Raw genomic sequence first — 14,662 nt, 5'->3', positions numbered from 1 at the left:
TTATTACCGCCCGGCAGGCTTTGTCATCAGTATCAGACAGCAACGCTGCCTTTGGCGATCGATTACAGGACGGGCAGGTTTCTGCCGTAATAGATTTCCTGCATTTCGTGATACAGCAGATCGGTAATTCTTTTCCGCTCGGCAGCGCTGAGTTCTTCAGGGTTGACGTTGAACAGGTAATGCTTGAGGTCAAAGTCTTTCAATAACATCTTGGTATGAAAGATATTTTCCTGATACACGTTCACGTCCATCATGTGATAGAGCGACTTCATATCCTCGGACATGAAGTTTTGGACAGAGTTGATCTGGTGATCGATGAAATGTTTTACTCCATTGATATCACGGGTGAATCCTCGCACGCGATAGTCAATAGTCACAATATCGGATTCAAGCTGGTGGATGAGATAGTTCAACGCTTTCAGCGGTGAAATCACGCCACAGGTAGAAACTTCGATATCTGCCCGGAAGGTGCAAAGCCCGCCTTCGGGGTGGCTTTCTGGGTAGGTATGAACGCAGATATGGCTTTTATCCAGATGTGCAACGACGGAGTTGGGCAGCGGCCCTGGGTGTTCTGAGGTATCCACGTCACGTGGATCGATAGGTTCTTCGCTGACCAAAATGGTTACGCTGGCGCCTTGTGGATCATAGTCCTGACGCGCGATGTTAAGAACGTTGGCACCGATAATTGAGCAGGTTTCAGTGAGGATCTCTGTTAAACGGTTAGCATTATATTGTTCGTCGATATAGGCGATATAACCATCGCGATCGTCGGCCGTTTTGGTGTAACAGATATCGTAGATACAAAAACTCAGGCTTTTTGTCAGGTTGTTAAAGCCGTGTAGCTTCAGCTTGTGCAATTTACGTCACCCCCTTGTGGTTGTGTGATTACCCTAAGTGATGGGTTATTGCGCATTCTGTAGCGCACTCAACAGATACTGTGGCAGGGCAAAGCTGCCGATGTGAACATCAGGTGTGTAATAGCGACAGGTGATGCCTGATTGCGCGAAATGTTGGCGCAGAGTTACGATGTCCATCTGGCGCAGCGCCGGGTTATTGCTGGCCCAGGCGAAAGTCATAATGCCGCCGTAGTAAGTCGGGATTGCGGCCTGATAAAAGCTGACATCATTGAAATAGTGGCTGAGTTTTTTATGGCTGCCGATGGCTTCATCCTGTTGCAGGAAACACACGCCATTCTGAGCGACAAAAATCCCGCCTTCGTTCAGACTGCGGGCACAACCCTGATAGAAATCTGAGGTGAACAGGCTTTCGCCGGGGCCGATGGGGTCGGTGCAATCGGAAATTATGACGTCAAACTTTTCGCTGCACTGTCTGACGAAGTTAACGCCGTCATCAATCACCAGATTAAAACGCGGATCGTCATAGCTACCGGCGCTGTGGTTGGGCAAATACTGGCGACAAAATTCCACCACGCCAGCATCGATTTCCACCATCGTGATTTGTTCGACGCCGTGGTGTCGGCTGACTTCCCGCAGCATGCCGCCATCGCCGCCACCGATAATCAGTACGCGTTTGGCGTTGCCGTGTGACAGAAGAGGGACGTGGGTGAGCATTTCGTGATAGATGAACTCATCGCGTTCGGTGGTTTGCACCACGCCGTCAAGCGCCATCACGCGGCCTAATGCATCGTTTTCAAAGATGATGAGATCTTGATGATCGGTCTTCTCGTGATATAGCACGCGATCGACCGAAAAATACTGACCAAAGTTGGCATGCAGGGTTTCATACCAAATTTCTTTCTGGGACATGTTAGGGCTTCCTCCGCGATAACAGCCATGAAAATTGGCGCGCCATCATAGCCGACTCTTTTGCCGCTTGCACGGTCAAATTTCAGTCAGTGCGGAGGTGCAGGGAAATTACTGCGCGTAGGAGAGCAAACCAAGTGAATTACGTGCCAGAGACTGACATTTCTTCGGTGTCGGGATAGCGATTTTACTGAGGTCGCGATAGCTGTCTTCACCCATCGCCGTCATGTCGTAAGCGTTGTAGTTGCTGAGGTCCCAGCGATTCTGCTGAGCAAATGCAACCAGCGTTCGACGAATCTGTTCATTCGGCAGGTCTTGATAGCCACAGTGGTTTTTCAGATAAACAAAGATTGCGGTCAGATCGGCCAGATCTTCCGCTTCAAATTCATTCAGCGCCTTGCTGGCGGAAGAGAAGCTCATCAGGCTTAGCAGGAGCAGAGCCAGCGCAGAGTTTTTCATGGTTGAACCTGTTCCAAATATCGTCAGATGACGTTATCACAGATATCCCATGAGGTTCCAAATTTTCTTACGGGAAACATCTGATATCCCCCGTTATTCTTCAAGCTGTATGGGCGTTGGTCTTGTTACTTTACTCATCCGTGGACCTCATCTTGTCGGACTCACGCTTTGCGTTGTTCAAAATACTCACGTTTTACTCTGTAACTTGAATTATTTAGGCGATGGCGATAAAAAACGCGCGCTGAGAAGATTAAAGACGTACAAGCATAATTTGTTGAAATAAATAGTATTTATTTTATCGATGCTAAGTGATGAAAATCATCTTGGGTTAATCGCAGGATTAGAGCCTATTTATCGCTGTTTGATACGATGACGCCGCTGTCAGGCTCTGTTATTAATAACAGCGATCTCATCCAATACAGTTTTTATTCTATGATCTCCGGTGTCTGGCGCGTCAGTAGTTGGTTGTTGGCGGGACTGTTGCTGCTTCCTTTAGCGACGGTTTTTTATCAGGCTTTTTTTGCCGGCGGGCTGGGATTTACCCAACTGTGGCAACTCGGTTTACCCACCTACCTGATACATTCTGCGATCATCGCGATCGGCACGCTTTTCTTCAGTTTACTGTTTGGACTGCCTTCGGCTTGGTTTATCGCCATGTACCGCTTTCCCGGCCATCGCGTGTTGCAATGGGCGCTTTGCCTGCCGCTTGCGATGCCCGCTTTCCTGCTCGCCTACCTTTATACCGATGCGTTACGTCATCTTTCCTTGTGGTTGCGGGAAGGAGGGTTGTTGATTGCATCGCCGTGGGGAGAATTCCACGTTGCTGGGCTACCCGTTTCACTCGGCTGCGTGAGTTTGGTACTGGCGCTGGTGTTGTATCCCTACATTTACCTGTTGGTGCGTGAGGCGCTGGTGAAACAGCCTGCCAGTCTGATTCATTCAGCTCGTTTACTGAATCAGACGCGCGCTCAGGTATTCCGCCGCTTATGTTTACCTATTGCACTGCCGGCGATTGCCTGCGGTAGTGCGTTAGTCGTGGTCGAGACACTGGGCGATTATGGTGCGGCGTCTTATCTAGGTATTCCAACCATGACAACACAGGTGCTGGATATCTGGCAGGGACAGGGCGATTTGGGGGCGGCCGCGCGCCTTGGTGTGTTGATTCTGCCCGCGATCTTTATCTTGATGTTTCTGGTTAATCTCTGGCGTCGGAAGCAGAAAATTTATCAAGCTCAAGCAAATTCCTCTCTGAGCATTCCGCCTGCATTGGGCGGGTGGCGCAGCAGGGCGGTTCGCAGTTATTGCTGGGGTGTCGTTTGTCTGGCGTTCCTGCTCCCGGTTCTATATCTACTCTTTCTCGCTATCCGACACATGATGTCGATATGGGATATGGCGTTTCTTCACGCGGTGATGAATAGCCTGTTGGCGTCAGCCACGGCAACCATCATCATTACGCTAATGGCACTGTCATTTATCTTCTACACGCGCACGGCTGGCGTGTTTGCCAATCAGACGCCAGTTCGGTTGGTTAGTTTGAGTTTTGCTTTACCTGGTGCGGTACTGGCCGTTGGGCTATTTACCTTACTGTCGCTGGTGGATCGCGGGATTAATTTCCTTGCCAGCGCAGCTGGGCTGCCCACTGCGGATGCTTTGCTGGCCGGGTCGCTATTTATTCTCATGGTTGCCTACAGCGTTAAATTTGGACGCCTGATGCTGGACAGTCTTGAGCGCAGTATGGAAGCGATTCCAAGGTCGCTGGACAGCGCGAGTCTTGTTCTGGGGGCTTCTCCCCTTAGCCGCTGGTCACGCGTGCATATTCCGCTGTTGCGCCGCAGTGTGTTCATCGGAGCGTTGTTGATCTTCACGGAAAGCATGAAAGAGCTGAATATCTCGCTGCTGCTGCGTCCTTTTGGGATTGATACGTTGGCAACGTATGTTTTTCGCTTTACGGCGAGTGAGCAGGCTGCGTCATTTGCTTTTCCTGCGCTGGTGTTAGTCGCGGTGGGGCTGATACCGGTTTTCTGGCTGAATCGCGCACTGAATATAAAAGGATAATCACATGGCCGCGTCGATAGATATTCTGAGCGTTCAGGCGGTAAGTTGTTCGTTGCAGCAGTCTCCTGTGTTGGAGAACATCTCATTTGCCGTGCGCGATGATGAGACTATCTGTCTGCTGGGTAGGAACGGTAGCGGTAAAACGGCGCTATTGCAGGTGATCGCGGGCCTGCTGCCGATTACTCAGGGCAAGATCTTGCTGGAGGGAGAGCCCATCAGCTCACCGCAGGAATACGTCTTGCCTGAACGACGTCAGGTTGGACTGATTTTTCAGGATTACGCGCTTTTTCCGCATCTAACCGTGGAAGGCAACATTGCGTTTGGTTTATATGGCCGCCCGGAAAGCGAGGTGAAGCCAATCTGTGCGGAGATGCTGGCGCTGTTGCAACTGGACGATGTCGCTGCGCGTTATCCACACGAGCTATCTAATGAACAGCAACAGCGTTTGGCGATTGCCCGTGCGCTGGCCTGTGAACCAAAACTGCTGTTGCTGGACGAGCCATTTCCCGGTTTGGACAGCCAGACTCGTTATCGCCTGATCACTGAGTTGCGGCAGGTTCTCAAACAGCGCCATGTCGCGGCGGTTTTTGCTACACACAACCGAGAGGAAGCCTTTGCCTGCGCCGACCATCTAATTCTGCTGGATGAAGGGAAGATTATGCAGCAGGGTTATCCATCCGAACTGTACCACCGCCCGAACAGCCGCTTTGTCGCTGATTTTATGGGGAATACGAACTATTTACCCGTGAAAATTATGAGCGACCATCAATGGCAGAGCCCATTGGGCGATCATCACGCGACACATCCGCTCAACCAGTCGATCGATTCGCCGTGCGATTGGATGGTGCGTCCGGCAGATGTGGCGCTTGCGCTCGATCCCGATGGTCCTGCGTCGATCGAAGATCGATTATTTATGGGCACATCAAACTTGTATCGGGTGAAGCTGGGAGAACTGATGCTGCTGGTGCAGACCGGCAACTGGTTTGAACCAGGACAGCAGGTGCGTTTAAGCATTAAGACGGATCCTCCAGTCTTGTATCCTGCTTTACCGACCGTCAACAATACGGCTGAAAGCCCCGAAATGAAATGATTACGCCTCTGAGTGCAGATCTGATGCAGCCATGAGCCAGGCGCTGTTGTGCTTTTCAAATCCTAATTTCGGGTAGTAATCCACCGCCAGCGGTGCGGCCAGCAAAATGATTTTGCAGCCTTTCCCCAGCTGCTGAGCGGTTTGTTGAATCAGCTTCTTCCCTATCCCCGCATGCTGAAAGTCGTCTGACACCGCCAGATCGGACAGATAACAGCAAAAATGAAAATCTGTCACGCTGCGCGCAATGCCAACCAGTGTCTCCCCTTGCCATGCGGAAACCAGCAGGTTGGCGTGCTTAAGCATACCTGTAATCGCCGTCTCATCATCCAGCGGGCGACGCGGTCCCAATGAGGTTTTCGCTAATAGCTCAACGAACTGCTGGCTGGAAAGCGGGGCGTTCACTTTGTAGCAAACATCCACGGGTGGTGTGCTCATGATGTCTCCTTCATGGTGTGGTTTCTGATATACTTCGCGCGCTTGGGCACTGCCCAGACTGATTTAAACGTCAGCATTGGCGCATCATCGATAATGAGTTTGTCATTTTGTCGATGATGCTGAATACCTTACTTCAAAGAGTTATCAGTATGATGAAACATACCGTGGAAGTCATGATTTCTGAGCAGGAAGTGATGGCGCGGGTTACCGAACTGGGGCAACAGATCAGCGAACATTACCGTGATAGCGGCAGCGATATGGTACTGGTGGGGCTCTTGCGCGGATCGTTTATCTTTATGGCTGATTTGTGCCGGGCGATCGATGTCCCTCACGAAGTGGATTTTATGACGGCATCCAGCTATGGCAGCGGTATGAACAGTACGCGCGATGTTAAAATCCTGAAAGATTTGGATGAAGATATTCGCGGTAAAGACGTATTGATCGTTGAAGATATCATCGACTCGGGCAATACGCTGAGCCGAGTGCGGGAAATTCTGCAACTGCGTGAGCCGAAATCATTGGCTATCTGTACGCTGCTGGACAAACCAGAGCGCCGTGAAGTTGCGGTTAAAGTGGAATGGGTTGGGTTCTCGATCCCTGATGAGTTCGTCGTGGGTTACGGCATCGACTATGCTCAGCACTACCGCCATTTACCTTACGTCGGTAAGGTTGTTCCGCAAGAATAATGGTCAAGATAAGGCCGATGCGGTGAGCGACGCCCAGCGAGTGGGCGTCGGGCAGCGAATCAAGACAGGGTGGAAATCGCGCGGCGATAACGCTGTTCTAGCGTCTCCCGATTGGTCGCAGTCACTTCCAGATCGCGCAGACGGCCATCCTGAATACCGTAAACCCAACCGTGGATCGTGACTTTCTGCCCACGCTTCCATGCGGACTGCATGATCGTGGAGTGGCCGAGGTTATAAACCTGCTCGACAACGTTGATTTCGCAGAGTGTATTCAGGCGCTGTTCGGGAGGCAATTCCCCCAGCAGCGAACTATGCTTGTACCACAAATCACGGATATGCAGCAGCCAGTTGTTAATCAAACCCAACTCTGGGTTTTCCACCGCCGCCTGAACACCGCCGCAGCCGTAGTGGCCGCAGATGATGATGTGTTCGACTTCGAGAACTTCGACAGCATACTGTACAACTGACAGGCAATTGAGATCGGTGTGAATGACCAGATTTGCGACGTTACGGTGAACAAACAGTTCACCAGGCTCAAGGCTGGTCAGACTTTCCGCAGGTACGCGACTGTCCGAGCATCCAATCCATAGAAAACGGGGTCGTTGTGCCTGCGCCAGTCGTTCAAAATAGCCAGGATCCTCTTCCACCATCGTTTTAGACCAAAGCTGGTTGTTCGCGATGAGCGTTTCAATTTCTTTCATGAAAGTAAATGACCTGTGACAAACAAGGGGCAGTGGGGAGTAATATAAGGCAACATACGTCGTTTGAAAAACGATAGTTTATACTCGTCATACTTCAAGTTGCATGTGCGTTGGCTGCGTTCACTCACCCGAATCACTTACTTGAGTAAGCTCATCGGGATTCCTTCTCTTGCCGCCTTCCTGAAACTTGAATTATTTAGAGTATTTATTTGTCACACTTCGAATCTGTAGAACTCACTGATAATAAGGCAATCCATTTCTTATGACATATGCACTGGAACTGGCGCAACTAACCAAAACTTATGCGGGAGGCGTCAAGGCGTTACGGGGGATCGACCTGAACGTGGAGGCGGGGGATTTCTATGCGCTACTGGGGCCGAATGGCGCAGGAAAGTCCACTACGATTGGGATTATCAGCTCGTTGGTGAACAAAACCGCCGGTAAAGTTCGCGTCTTTGGCTACGATCTTGAGCTGGATAAAGTGAATGCGAAGCGCCAGCTGGGGTTGGTCCCCCAGGAATTTAACTTCAATCCTTTCGAGACGGTATTGCAGATTGTAGTTAATCAGGCGGGTTACTATGGCGTGAAACGTCAGGATGCGTTGCCGCGTGCGGAAAAATACCTTAAACAGCTGGATTTGTGGGGAAAACGCGACGAAAAAGCGATGATGTTGTCCGGTGGTATGAAGCGTCGCCTGATGATTGCGCGTGCGTTAATGCATGAGCCTAAACTGCTGATTCTTGATGAACCCACTGCGGGCGTGGATATCGAACTACGCCGCTCCATGTGGGGCTTTTTGAAGGAGCTGAATGCGCAGGGCACCACGATTATCCTGACGACGCACTATCTGGAAGAAGCGGAAATGCTGTGCCGCAACATCGGGATCATCCAGCGGGGAGAGCTGGTGGAGAATACCTCGATGAAGCAGTTGCTTGCTCAACTGAAATCAGAAACGTTTATTTTCGATCTGGCGGCGAAAAGCCCGCTACCACAGATTGAGGGTTATGCGTTCCGCCTGACGGATACGTCAACGCTGGAAGTGGATGTGATGCGCGAGCAAGGACTGAACGCGTTATTCAGTCAGCTAAGCGCGCAAGGGATAACAATATTGAGTATGCGCAATAAAGCTAACCGGCTGGAAGAGCTGTTTGTCTCGTTGGTTAATGGGGACGGGGTGAACGGTAAGGGAGAAAAGGCATGATGCATTTGTATTGGGTAGCGCTACAGAGTATCTGGGTTAAAGAAGTGACCCGATTTGGGCGGATCTGGATTCAAACTCTGGTGCCGCCAGTGATCACCATGACGCTGTACTTTATTATTTTCGGCAACCTGATCGGCTCACGTATTGGTGAAATGCACGGTTTCACTTACATGCAGTTTATCGTGCCGGGCCTGATCATGATGGCGGTGATTACCAACGCGTATGCCAACGTAGCTTCCTCCTTTTTCAGCGCCAAGTTTCAACGCAATATTGAAGAACTGCTGGTCGCGCCGGTGCCGACTCATGTGATTATTGCGGGTTATATTGGCGGGGGGATCGCGCGTGGCGTGTGCGTCGGGGTATTGGTTACCGCCGTGTCGCTGTTCTTCGTTCCTTTGCATGTTCATGCCTGGTGGGTCATTGTTCTGACGCTGTTACTGACGGCAACGCTATTCTCGCTGGCGGGATTACTGAATGCGGTGTTTGCGAAAACCTTTGATGATATCAGCCTGATTCCGACGTTTGTGTTGACGCCGCTGACCTATCTGGGCGGCGTGTTCTACTCGTTAACGCTGCTGCCGCCTGTCTGGCAGGCTGTTTCCAAACTGAACCCGGTGGTGTACATGATTAGTGGTTTCCGCTATGGCTTCCTCGGGATTCAGGATGTGCCGCTACTGTTCACGATGTCGGTGCTGATTGCCTTTATCGTAGTGTTTTATTTACTGGTCTGGTGGCTGATTGAACGCGGACGTGGGTTGCGGACGTAGTGTGTCAATTCTGTAAATGAGAAGGCGGTGGTGACACCGCCTTTTGCTTATCGATAAAGCGATCAGGCGACCTGGACCGGAATGGCTTTGGCCTGACGTTGTAGCTCATTCTCGCCAGAGAAATAGGCAACCTTAGGGCTGTGGCTTCTGGCTTGTTCGTCCGACATCTGCACGTAGGAACAGATAATCAGCTTGTCGCCTACGCAGGCGCAGCGAGCGGCGGCGCCGTTCACGGAGATAATGCGTGAGCCTCTTTCGCCTGCAATGGCGTAGGTAGAGAAACGCTGACCGTTATCAACGTTGTAGATATCAATCGCTTCGTATTCCAGAATGCCTGCGGCATCCATAAAATCCTGATCGATGGCGCAAGAGCCTTCATAATGCAAGTCAGCCTGAGTTACTTTCACCCGGTGCAGCTTGCCTTGCAGCATGGTACGTATCATCGCTTTGTTACCTCGGTTCATACAGTCAAATCGACCTGGTGGTTATCAATCAATCTAGCCTTGCCTAACCAGGCAGCCATCAAAATCACAGCACGCGTGCTGGCAGCGCTTAGCGGTTGCAGCGTATCAGCATCACAGATAAACAGTTCATCAGGCGTAAAGCCTGCTTCGCGCAGCTTCTCAGCTACCTGCTCCAGCAATATATCTATCTGGCGATCGCCGTTGTCCAACTGCGCCGAAAGCGCCATCATCAACTGATAAAGTTGTGGTGCCAGTTGGCGCTCTTCAGCACTGAGATAGCCATTACGTGAACTTAATGCCAAACCGTCTTTTGCTCGCACGATAGGGACGCCAACGATATCAATGTCATAGCCCATATCGCGGGCAAGCTGCCGAATCAGCGCTAACTGCTGGTAATCTTTCTCACCGAAGCAGGCTAAATCCGGCTGTACCAGATTGAACAGCTTGCTAACGATGGTGGCTACGCCTCGGAAATGACCGGGACGGCTGGCACCTTCCAACATAGAAGACAGGCCGGGGACATCGACAAACGTTTGCGACTCCAGTCCATTTGGGTATATCACATCTGGGCTCGGTGCGAAAACCAGATCGGCACCACGGCGGTTCAGTTTCTCGCAGTCTTCCTGCAACGTTCGGGGGTAGCGGGCTAAATCATCTGGCCGCTCAAACTGCATGGGATTGACAAAAACGCTGGCAATAACGATGTCGGCGCGCGCTCTGGCTTCATCGACCAGCGTCATGTGCCCATCATGCAAATTACCCATGGTGGGAACCAAAGCAATACGTTTCCCTTCCTGACGCCAGCGACGGACTTCGCGGCGCAGCAGCAGAGGGGTTTCGATAATCAACACACCGATACTCCTTAACAACAATAGCCTGACTAGTGGAATGAATGCCGATCGTTTAGGCCCGAGATCTCGGGGGCTACCACTGTGTGAGGCATCCCTGCAGGAACCTCATTACCGTGTTTCCCCCTAAATTCACGTTTCAGTAACCAGCATTAGATTAATGAAATGAATGTTCTTCGGCTGGGTAGATACCCTGTTCGACTTCTTGTGAATACAGGCGTACCGCCGTGCGAATATCACCGCTTTGCGCCAGAAAATTCTTGGCAAACTTAGGCGTGCTGTCGCCGGTAATGCCTAAAGCATCATGCATGACCAGAATCTGCCCGTCGGTGACGTTGCCTGCGCCAATGCCGATCACGGGAATAGACAGCGCTTCTGTTACACGTTTGGCCAGCGCGACAGGCACGCATTCCAGCACGAGCAACTGAGCACCTGCTTCTTCAAGCGCAAGAGCATCGGCCAGCAGCTGATTGGCATCGCTTTCGCTGCGGCCCTGAATTTTATAGCCACCGAAGATGTTAACGGACTGCGGAGTCAGACCCAGATGACCGCAAACCGGCACGGCACGTTCAGTCAGCATTTTTACCGTTGGGGCAAGCCAGCTTCCGCCTTCCAGCTTCACCATATTCGCCCCAGCGCGCATCAGTTCTGCTGCCTGGCTGAATGTTTGTTCCGGCGTGGCGTAGGTCATAAAAGGCATATCGGAGAGAACCAGTGCCAGCGGTGCGCCACGGCGGACACACTGTGTATGGTAAACGATGTCGTGTGTGGTCACGGGCAGTGTGGAGTCGTGACCTTGCACGGTCATTCCCAGAGAGTCACCCACCAGCATCACGCGAATGCCTTGTTCAAAAAACAAACGAGAGAAGCTGGCATCGTAAGCCGTTATCGTAGCGAATTTTCGCTGCTCTTGTTTCCATTGGCGCAAGTGGGAGATAGTCGTCGGTTTCATGACGGTCTTCCTATGTCAATAGGGCGAAGAATCAAGGGGAACATTCTAATGTAAGCCGACGTGTAGCGATATACCCGCCATGCTTCAATCTGCTTGTAGGCAGGCTTTAATATGGCTTAGGCGGGATTGCTGTTGTCCCACAATGTCAGACCATTGCGGTCGACATCGGTTAACCGTTGAGTGAGTGTTTCGCCGTCGGGGAACGTCAGTTCAGGGGCGATTTCTACGAGCGGATAGAGCATGAACTCACGATTTTTCATGTCGTAATGCGGCACCGTCAGGCGTTCTGTCTGGATGATGGCATCACCGAACAGCAGAATGTCCAAATCCAACGTGCGCGGACCCCAGCGGTGCGCCTTACGTTCGCGACCTTGTTCCAGCTCGATAGCCTGTGTGCAATCGAGCAACGACTCGGCGGCTAATGTAGTTTCCAACTCAACGACGGCATTAAGATAATCCGGTTGATCCTGCGGGCCGAGCGGGCGACTACGATAAAACGAGGAACAGCGAATGACGCGAGTCTGTAGAATCGCATCCAGCGCAGCCAGTGCGGCGCGTACCTGTTGCAAAGGCTGGGCAAGATTGCTGCCCAGCGCCAGATACACGCGTGTCATCAGGGTTGATCCCTGCGTGCTGTCGTAGGTTTACGCGGTCGACGAGGGCGGGAGCGACGATGTGGTGTCGGGCCATCATCCAGCGATTTAAGCATATTTTGCTGACGCGGCGGGGCCGCAACTTGGAATTCTCCCCACCACTGAGCCAGACGCAGCAGCTCCTGATGGTTTTCAATCTCGGCGCGCAGGCAAAGAAGGTCATACGCGGCGCGGAATTTAGGATGCTCCATCAGTTTATAAGCGCGTTTACCCTGACGACGAGACAGGCGCATTTGCAGTTGCCAGATATCGCGGACTAAAGAGGTAATACGCTTAGGGATCGCCAGAGAACGGCATTGTTCGTCCAGCACATCGTTCATTGCCAGCGCGAACGCATCTAAGTAGGCCAGACCACTTTCCTGTGCCAGCTTTTGCGCATGTTCAATCAGCGGATACCACAGCATGGCGGAGAACAAAAATGCCGGATTCACCCGCATATCGTTTTGCAGACGCTGATCGGTGTTTTTCAGCACTTGTGCAACCATGCGTTCCAGCGTGGAATCGCTGTTTGGTGTGAAATGGCGGCTCAGCAGTGGGAAAAGCGGCTGGAACAGCTGGTATTCACACAGCATTTTATACGTTGGGTAGCCATAGCCTGACTGAAGCAGCTTCAGCGATTCCTCAAACATCCGCGCCGCAGGAATATCATGCAGCAGCGCGGCCAGACGAGGAATCGGTTCGGCGGTTTCCGGGCTGACGGTCATGTTCAACTTGGCAGCGAAACGGACGGCACGCAGCATACGCACCGGATCTTCACGGTAGCGCGTTTCAGGATCGCCAATCATGCGAATGACACCCTGGCGGAGATCGTTCAGGCCATTGGTATAATCGCGTACGCTGAAATCAGAAATACTGTAATAGAGGCTATTGATAGAAAAATCGCGGCGTTGGGCGTCTTCTTCAACCGATCCGAAAATGTTGTCGCGCAGCAGCATGCCGCTCTGAGCCTGCTGAGAAGAGTTTTTGGCTTCTTGCTGTTCCTGATGCTGTTCATGGTGACCGCGGAATGTAGCAACTTCAATCACCTCGGGCCCGAACATAATATGTGCGAGACGGAAACGACGCCCTACCAAACGACAGTTGCGGAATAACTTGCGCACCTGATCGGGCGTGGCGTTAGTGGTGATATCAAAATCCTTCGGCTTTTTACCCAGCAGCAGATCGCGTACGCCGCCGCCAACCAGATAAGCTTCGTAGCCCGCTTTGTTCAGGCGATAAAGTACTTTCAGCGCATTATCGCTGATGTCACTGCGTGAAATAGTATGTTGGTCACGCGGGATTACCGTCAGATGCTGACGCGGTTCCTCTGATTGGACCATTTCGTTCTCACGATTCAGTACTTTACGACAAAAATTAGCAACTCGGGAAAAGATAATACACCTCGATAGTGATGGATAAATCAACGGCACAGTAAAAAACTTCCGGAAGGCGTCTTTGATATCGCCCCGGCGGCGGCCTGCAAAAGTGACGGTTAAGGATGCGCGTCACTAAAAATAGCGGCTAATCATAGCTCACCAAGGCCCCTTTGAGAATGCCGATGTGAACGTGGATGTGTTTATTGCCGCCTGTAACGGGACGATATTAAGGGACCAATGTGCGACGGACCATGCCAGAAGCGCTGAAAGCGTCATCTCTTGGCCATTTTCCGGCAGTGGTTGATTTAAAAATTGCAGCGCAGCAAGCAGCACGGGACGTGGATCGCTGTCCGGCAGTGCGGGTGCGTGATTCTGTTTGGAAAGCTTATTTCCCTCGGTGTTCAGAACCAGCGGCAGGTGGACATAAGTGGGAATTGCATAATCCAACTGTTGATAGAGCGAAATTTGCCGAACTGTCGGTTCGATAAGATCGGCGCCGCGCACGATCTCCGTAATACCCTGATCGTTATCGTCGATGACGACGGCCAGATTATAGGCAAACAGCCCGTCGCGACGGTGGATAATAAAATCCTCCTGAGCGAGGGTCTTGTCGGCATACAGGTTGCCTCGCAATTTATCGTGAAAGTGAAATACTGGTGTCGTCTGTCGCAGGCGTTGCGCGGCGTTGTCGGCTGACAGGTTGCGCGTTCGGCAATAGCCGTCATAGCGCCCACCCAACTGCTGAATACGGCTACGCGTACAGGTGCAGTAATAGCTCATTCCCTGTTGTTGAAGCTGCTGAAGAATTTCGCGGTAACGCGCATGGTGCTGTGACTGATAAACCACATCGCCGTCCCAGTACAGGCCGTAGTGTTCTAACTGTGCGAGTATGCGGGAAGCAGCCCCGGGAATTTCCCGTGGAGGATCGATGTCTTCAATGCGTACCAGCCAGCGCCCTTGTTGGGAACGAGCCTGAAGATAACTACCTAGTGCAGCGATCAGTGAGCCAAAATGCAGGTCACCAGAGGGAGAGGGAGCAAAACGCCCGACATAACGATGAGTTTCGGTAAAATGATTAATTTGGGTAAAACTATTAATTTGGGTAAAACAATCGGTCACAGACATAATAGGTTGGTGCTATCTCGTCAGCATTTATCCAGACAGAAGATAGAGTGATGAATGTCATTCATCAGCGGTAAATTATCCGAAGACGGCCCCTGCGAGTGGCAGGAG

The 14,662-nt window shown here is 51.6% G+C and carries 16 protein-coding genes; 5 read left to right on the top strand and 11 right to left on the bottom strand.

Features of this window, described 5'->3' with window-relative positions:
• Window positions 1–62 precede the first annotated feature (62 nt).
• The 3 genes from speD to GZ59_RS16165 all read right to left on the bottom strand — a co-directional run bounded on the left by speD (window position 63) and on the right by GZ59_RS16165 (window position 2,222).
• Complete coding sequence (gene speD / locus GZ59_RS16175; RefSeq protein ID WP_011094847.1) at window positions 63–857, bottom strand: adenosylmethionine decarboxylase; 795 nt, start codon at window positions 855–857, stop codon at window positions 63–65.
• A 45-nt stretch (window positions 858–902) separates the two neighbouring features.
• On the bottom strand, window positions 903–1,766 hold the full coding sequence (speE, locus tag GZ59_RS16170) for a polyamine aminopropyltransferase (protein WP_011094846.1): 864 nt from the start codon (window positions 1,764–1,766) through the stop codon (window positions 903–905).
• Window positions 1,767–1,874: 108 nt separating this feature from the next.
• Entirely contained in the window at window positions 1,875–2,222 is a 348-nt protein-coding gene (locus GZ59_RS16165) for a YacC family pilotin-like protein (RefSeq protein ID WP_011094845.1), read from the bottom strand.
• A 369-nt stretch (window positions 2,223–2,591) separates the two neighbouring features.
• Here GZ59_RS16165 and GZ59_RS16160 point away from each other — a divergent pair, with 369 nt between their 5' ends.
• Both GZ59_RS16160 and GZ59_RS16155 read left to right on the top strand, forming a co-directional pair.
• Window positions 2,592–4,277, top strand: a complete 1,686-nt coding sequence (locus GZ59_RS16160) for an ABC transporter permease (protein WP_011094844.1) — start codon at window positions 2,592–2,594, stop codon at window positions 4,275–4,277.
• 4 nt (window positions 4,278–4,281) lie between these two features.
• The gene (locus GZ59_RS16155; RefSeq protein WP_011094843.1) at window positions 4,282–5,367 is read left to right on the top strand and encodes an ABC transporter ATP-binding protein; all 1,086 of its coding nucleotides are present in this window, start codon (window positions 4,282–4,284) and stop codon (window positions 5,365–5,367) included.
• On the opposite strand, the gene GZ59_RS16150 is transcribed toward GZ59_RS16155, so the two are convergent.
• The gene (locus tag GZ59_RS16150) at window positions 5,368–5,802 is read right to left on the bottom strand and encodes a GNAT family N-acetyltransferase (RefSeq protein WP_011094842.1); all 435 of its coding nucleotides are present in this window, start codon (window positions 5,800–5,802) and stop codon (window positions 5,368–5,370) included.
• A 152-nt stretch (window positions 5,803–5,954) separates the two neighbouring features.
• Here GZ59_RS16150 and hpt point away from each other — a divergent pair, with 152 nt between their 5' ends.
• Window positions 5,955–6,488, top strand: a complete 534-nt coding sequence (gene hpt / locus GZ59_RS16145; protein ID WP_011094841.1) for a hypoxanthine phosphoribosyltransferase — start codon at window positions 5,955–5,957, stop codon at window positions 6,486–6,488.
• Window positions 6,489–6,547: 59 nt separating this feature from the next.
• Here the strand turns inward: hpt and can are convergent, their stop codons facing one another.
• Window positions 6,548–7,189 carry a carbonate dehydratase gene (gene can, locus GZ59_RS16140; RefSeq protein ID WP_005969011.1) on the bottom strand — a complete coding sequence of 214 codons (642 nt, stop codon included), beginning with the start codon at window positions 7,187–7,189 and terminating at the stop codon, window positions 6,548–6,550.
• A gap of 262 nt (window positions 7,190–7,451) precedes the next feature.
• On the opposite strand from can, the gene GZ59_RS16135 reads away from it, so the two are divergent.
• A complete protein-coding gene (locus GZ59_RS16135) occupies window positions 7,452–8,390 on the top strand; it encodes an ABC transporter ATP-binding protein (RefSeq protein ID WP_011094839.1) in 939 nt (312 codons plus the stop codon).
• The gene (locus GZ59_RS16130; protein WP_011094838.1) at window positions 8,387–9,157 is read left to right on the top strand and encodes an ABC transporter permease; all 771 of its coding nucleotides are present in this window, start codon (window positions 8,387–8,389) and stop codon (window positions 9,155–9,157) included. Before GZ59_RS16135 ends, GZ59_RS16130 begins: the two co-directional genes overlap by 4 nt.
• A 62-nt stretch (window positions 9,158–9,219) precedes the next feature.
• Here the strand turns inward: GZ59_RS16130 and panD are convergent, their stop codons facing one another.
• From panD to gluQRS, 6 genes are all read right to left on the bottom strand, one after another.
• Entirely contained in the window at window positions 9,220–9,600 is a 381-nt protein-coding gene (gene panD, locus GZ59_RS16125) for an aspartate 1-decarboxylase (RefSeq protein ID WP_005969017.1), read from the bottom strand.
• A 17-nt stretch (window positions 9,601–9,617) separates the two neighbouring features.
• Entirely contained in the window at window positions 9,618–10,472 is an 855-nt protein-coding gene (gene panC / locus GZ59_RS16120) for a pantoate--beta-alanine ligase (protein WP_011094837.1), read from the bottom strand.
• 154 nt (window positions 10,473–10,626) lie between these two features.
• Window positions 10,627–11,421, bottom strand: coding sequence for a 3-methyl-2-oxobutanoate hydroxymethyltransferase (panB, locus tag GZ59_RS16115; RefSeq protein WP_011094836.1), 795 nt, complete (start codon window positions 11,419–11,421; stop codon window positions 10,627–10,629).
• Window positions 11,422–11,537: 116 nt separating this feature from the next.
• Window positions 11,538–12,035 carry a 2-amino-4-hydroxy-6-hydroxymethyldihydropteridine diphosphokinase gene (folK, locus tag GZ59_RS16110; protein ID WP_011094835.1) on the bottom strand — a complete coding sequence of 166 codons (498 nt, stop codon included), beginning with the start codon at window positions 12,033–12,035 and terminating at the stop codon, window positions 11,538–11,540.
• Window positions 12,035–13,447, bottom strand: coding sequence for a polynucleotide adenylyltransferase PcnB (gene pcnB / locus GZ59_RS16105; RefSeq protein ID WP_100675297.1), 1,413 nt, complete (start codon window positions 13,445–13,447; stop codon window positions 12,035–12,037). The genes folK and pcnB overlap by 1 nt, the downstream gene beginning before the upstream one ends.
• Window positions 13,448–13,585: 138 nt before the next feature.
• Window positions 13,586–14,554: a tRNA glutamyl-Q(34) synthetase GluQRS gene (gluQRS, locus tag GZ59_RS16100; protein ID WP_011094833.1), complete on the bottom strand. Its 969-nt coding sequence runs from the start codon at window positions 14,552–14,554 to the stop codon at window positions 13,586–13,588.
• Window positions 14,555–14,662: the final 108 nt, after the last annotated feature.

It is taken from the genome of Pectobacterium atrosepticum, from assembly GCF_000740965.1.
GTDB lineage: Bacteria > Pseudomonadota > Gammaproteobacteria > Enterobacterales > Enterobacteriaceae > Pectobacterium > Pectobacterium atrosepticum.
Note: the sequence above shows the minus strand (reverse complement) of the source record. Positions and strands in the feature narration are given on the sequence as shown.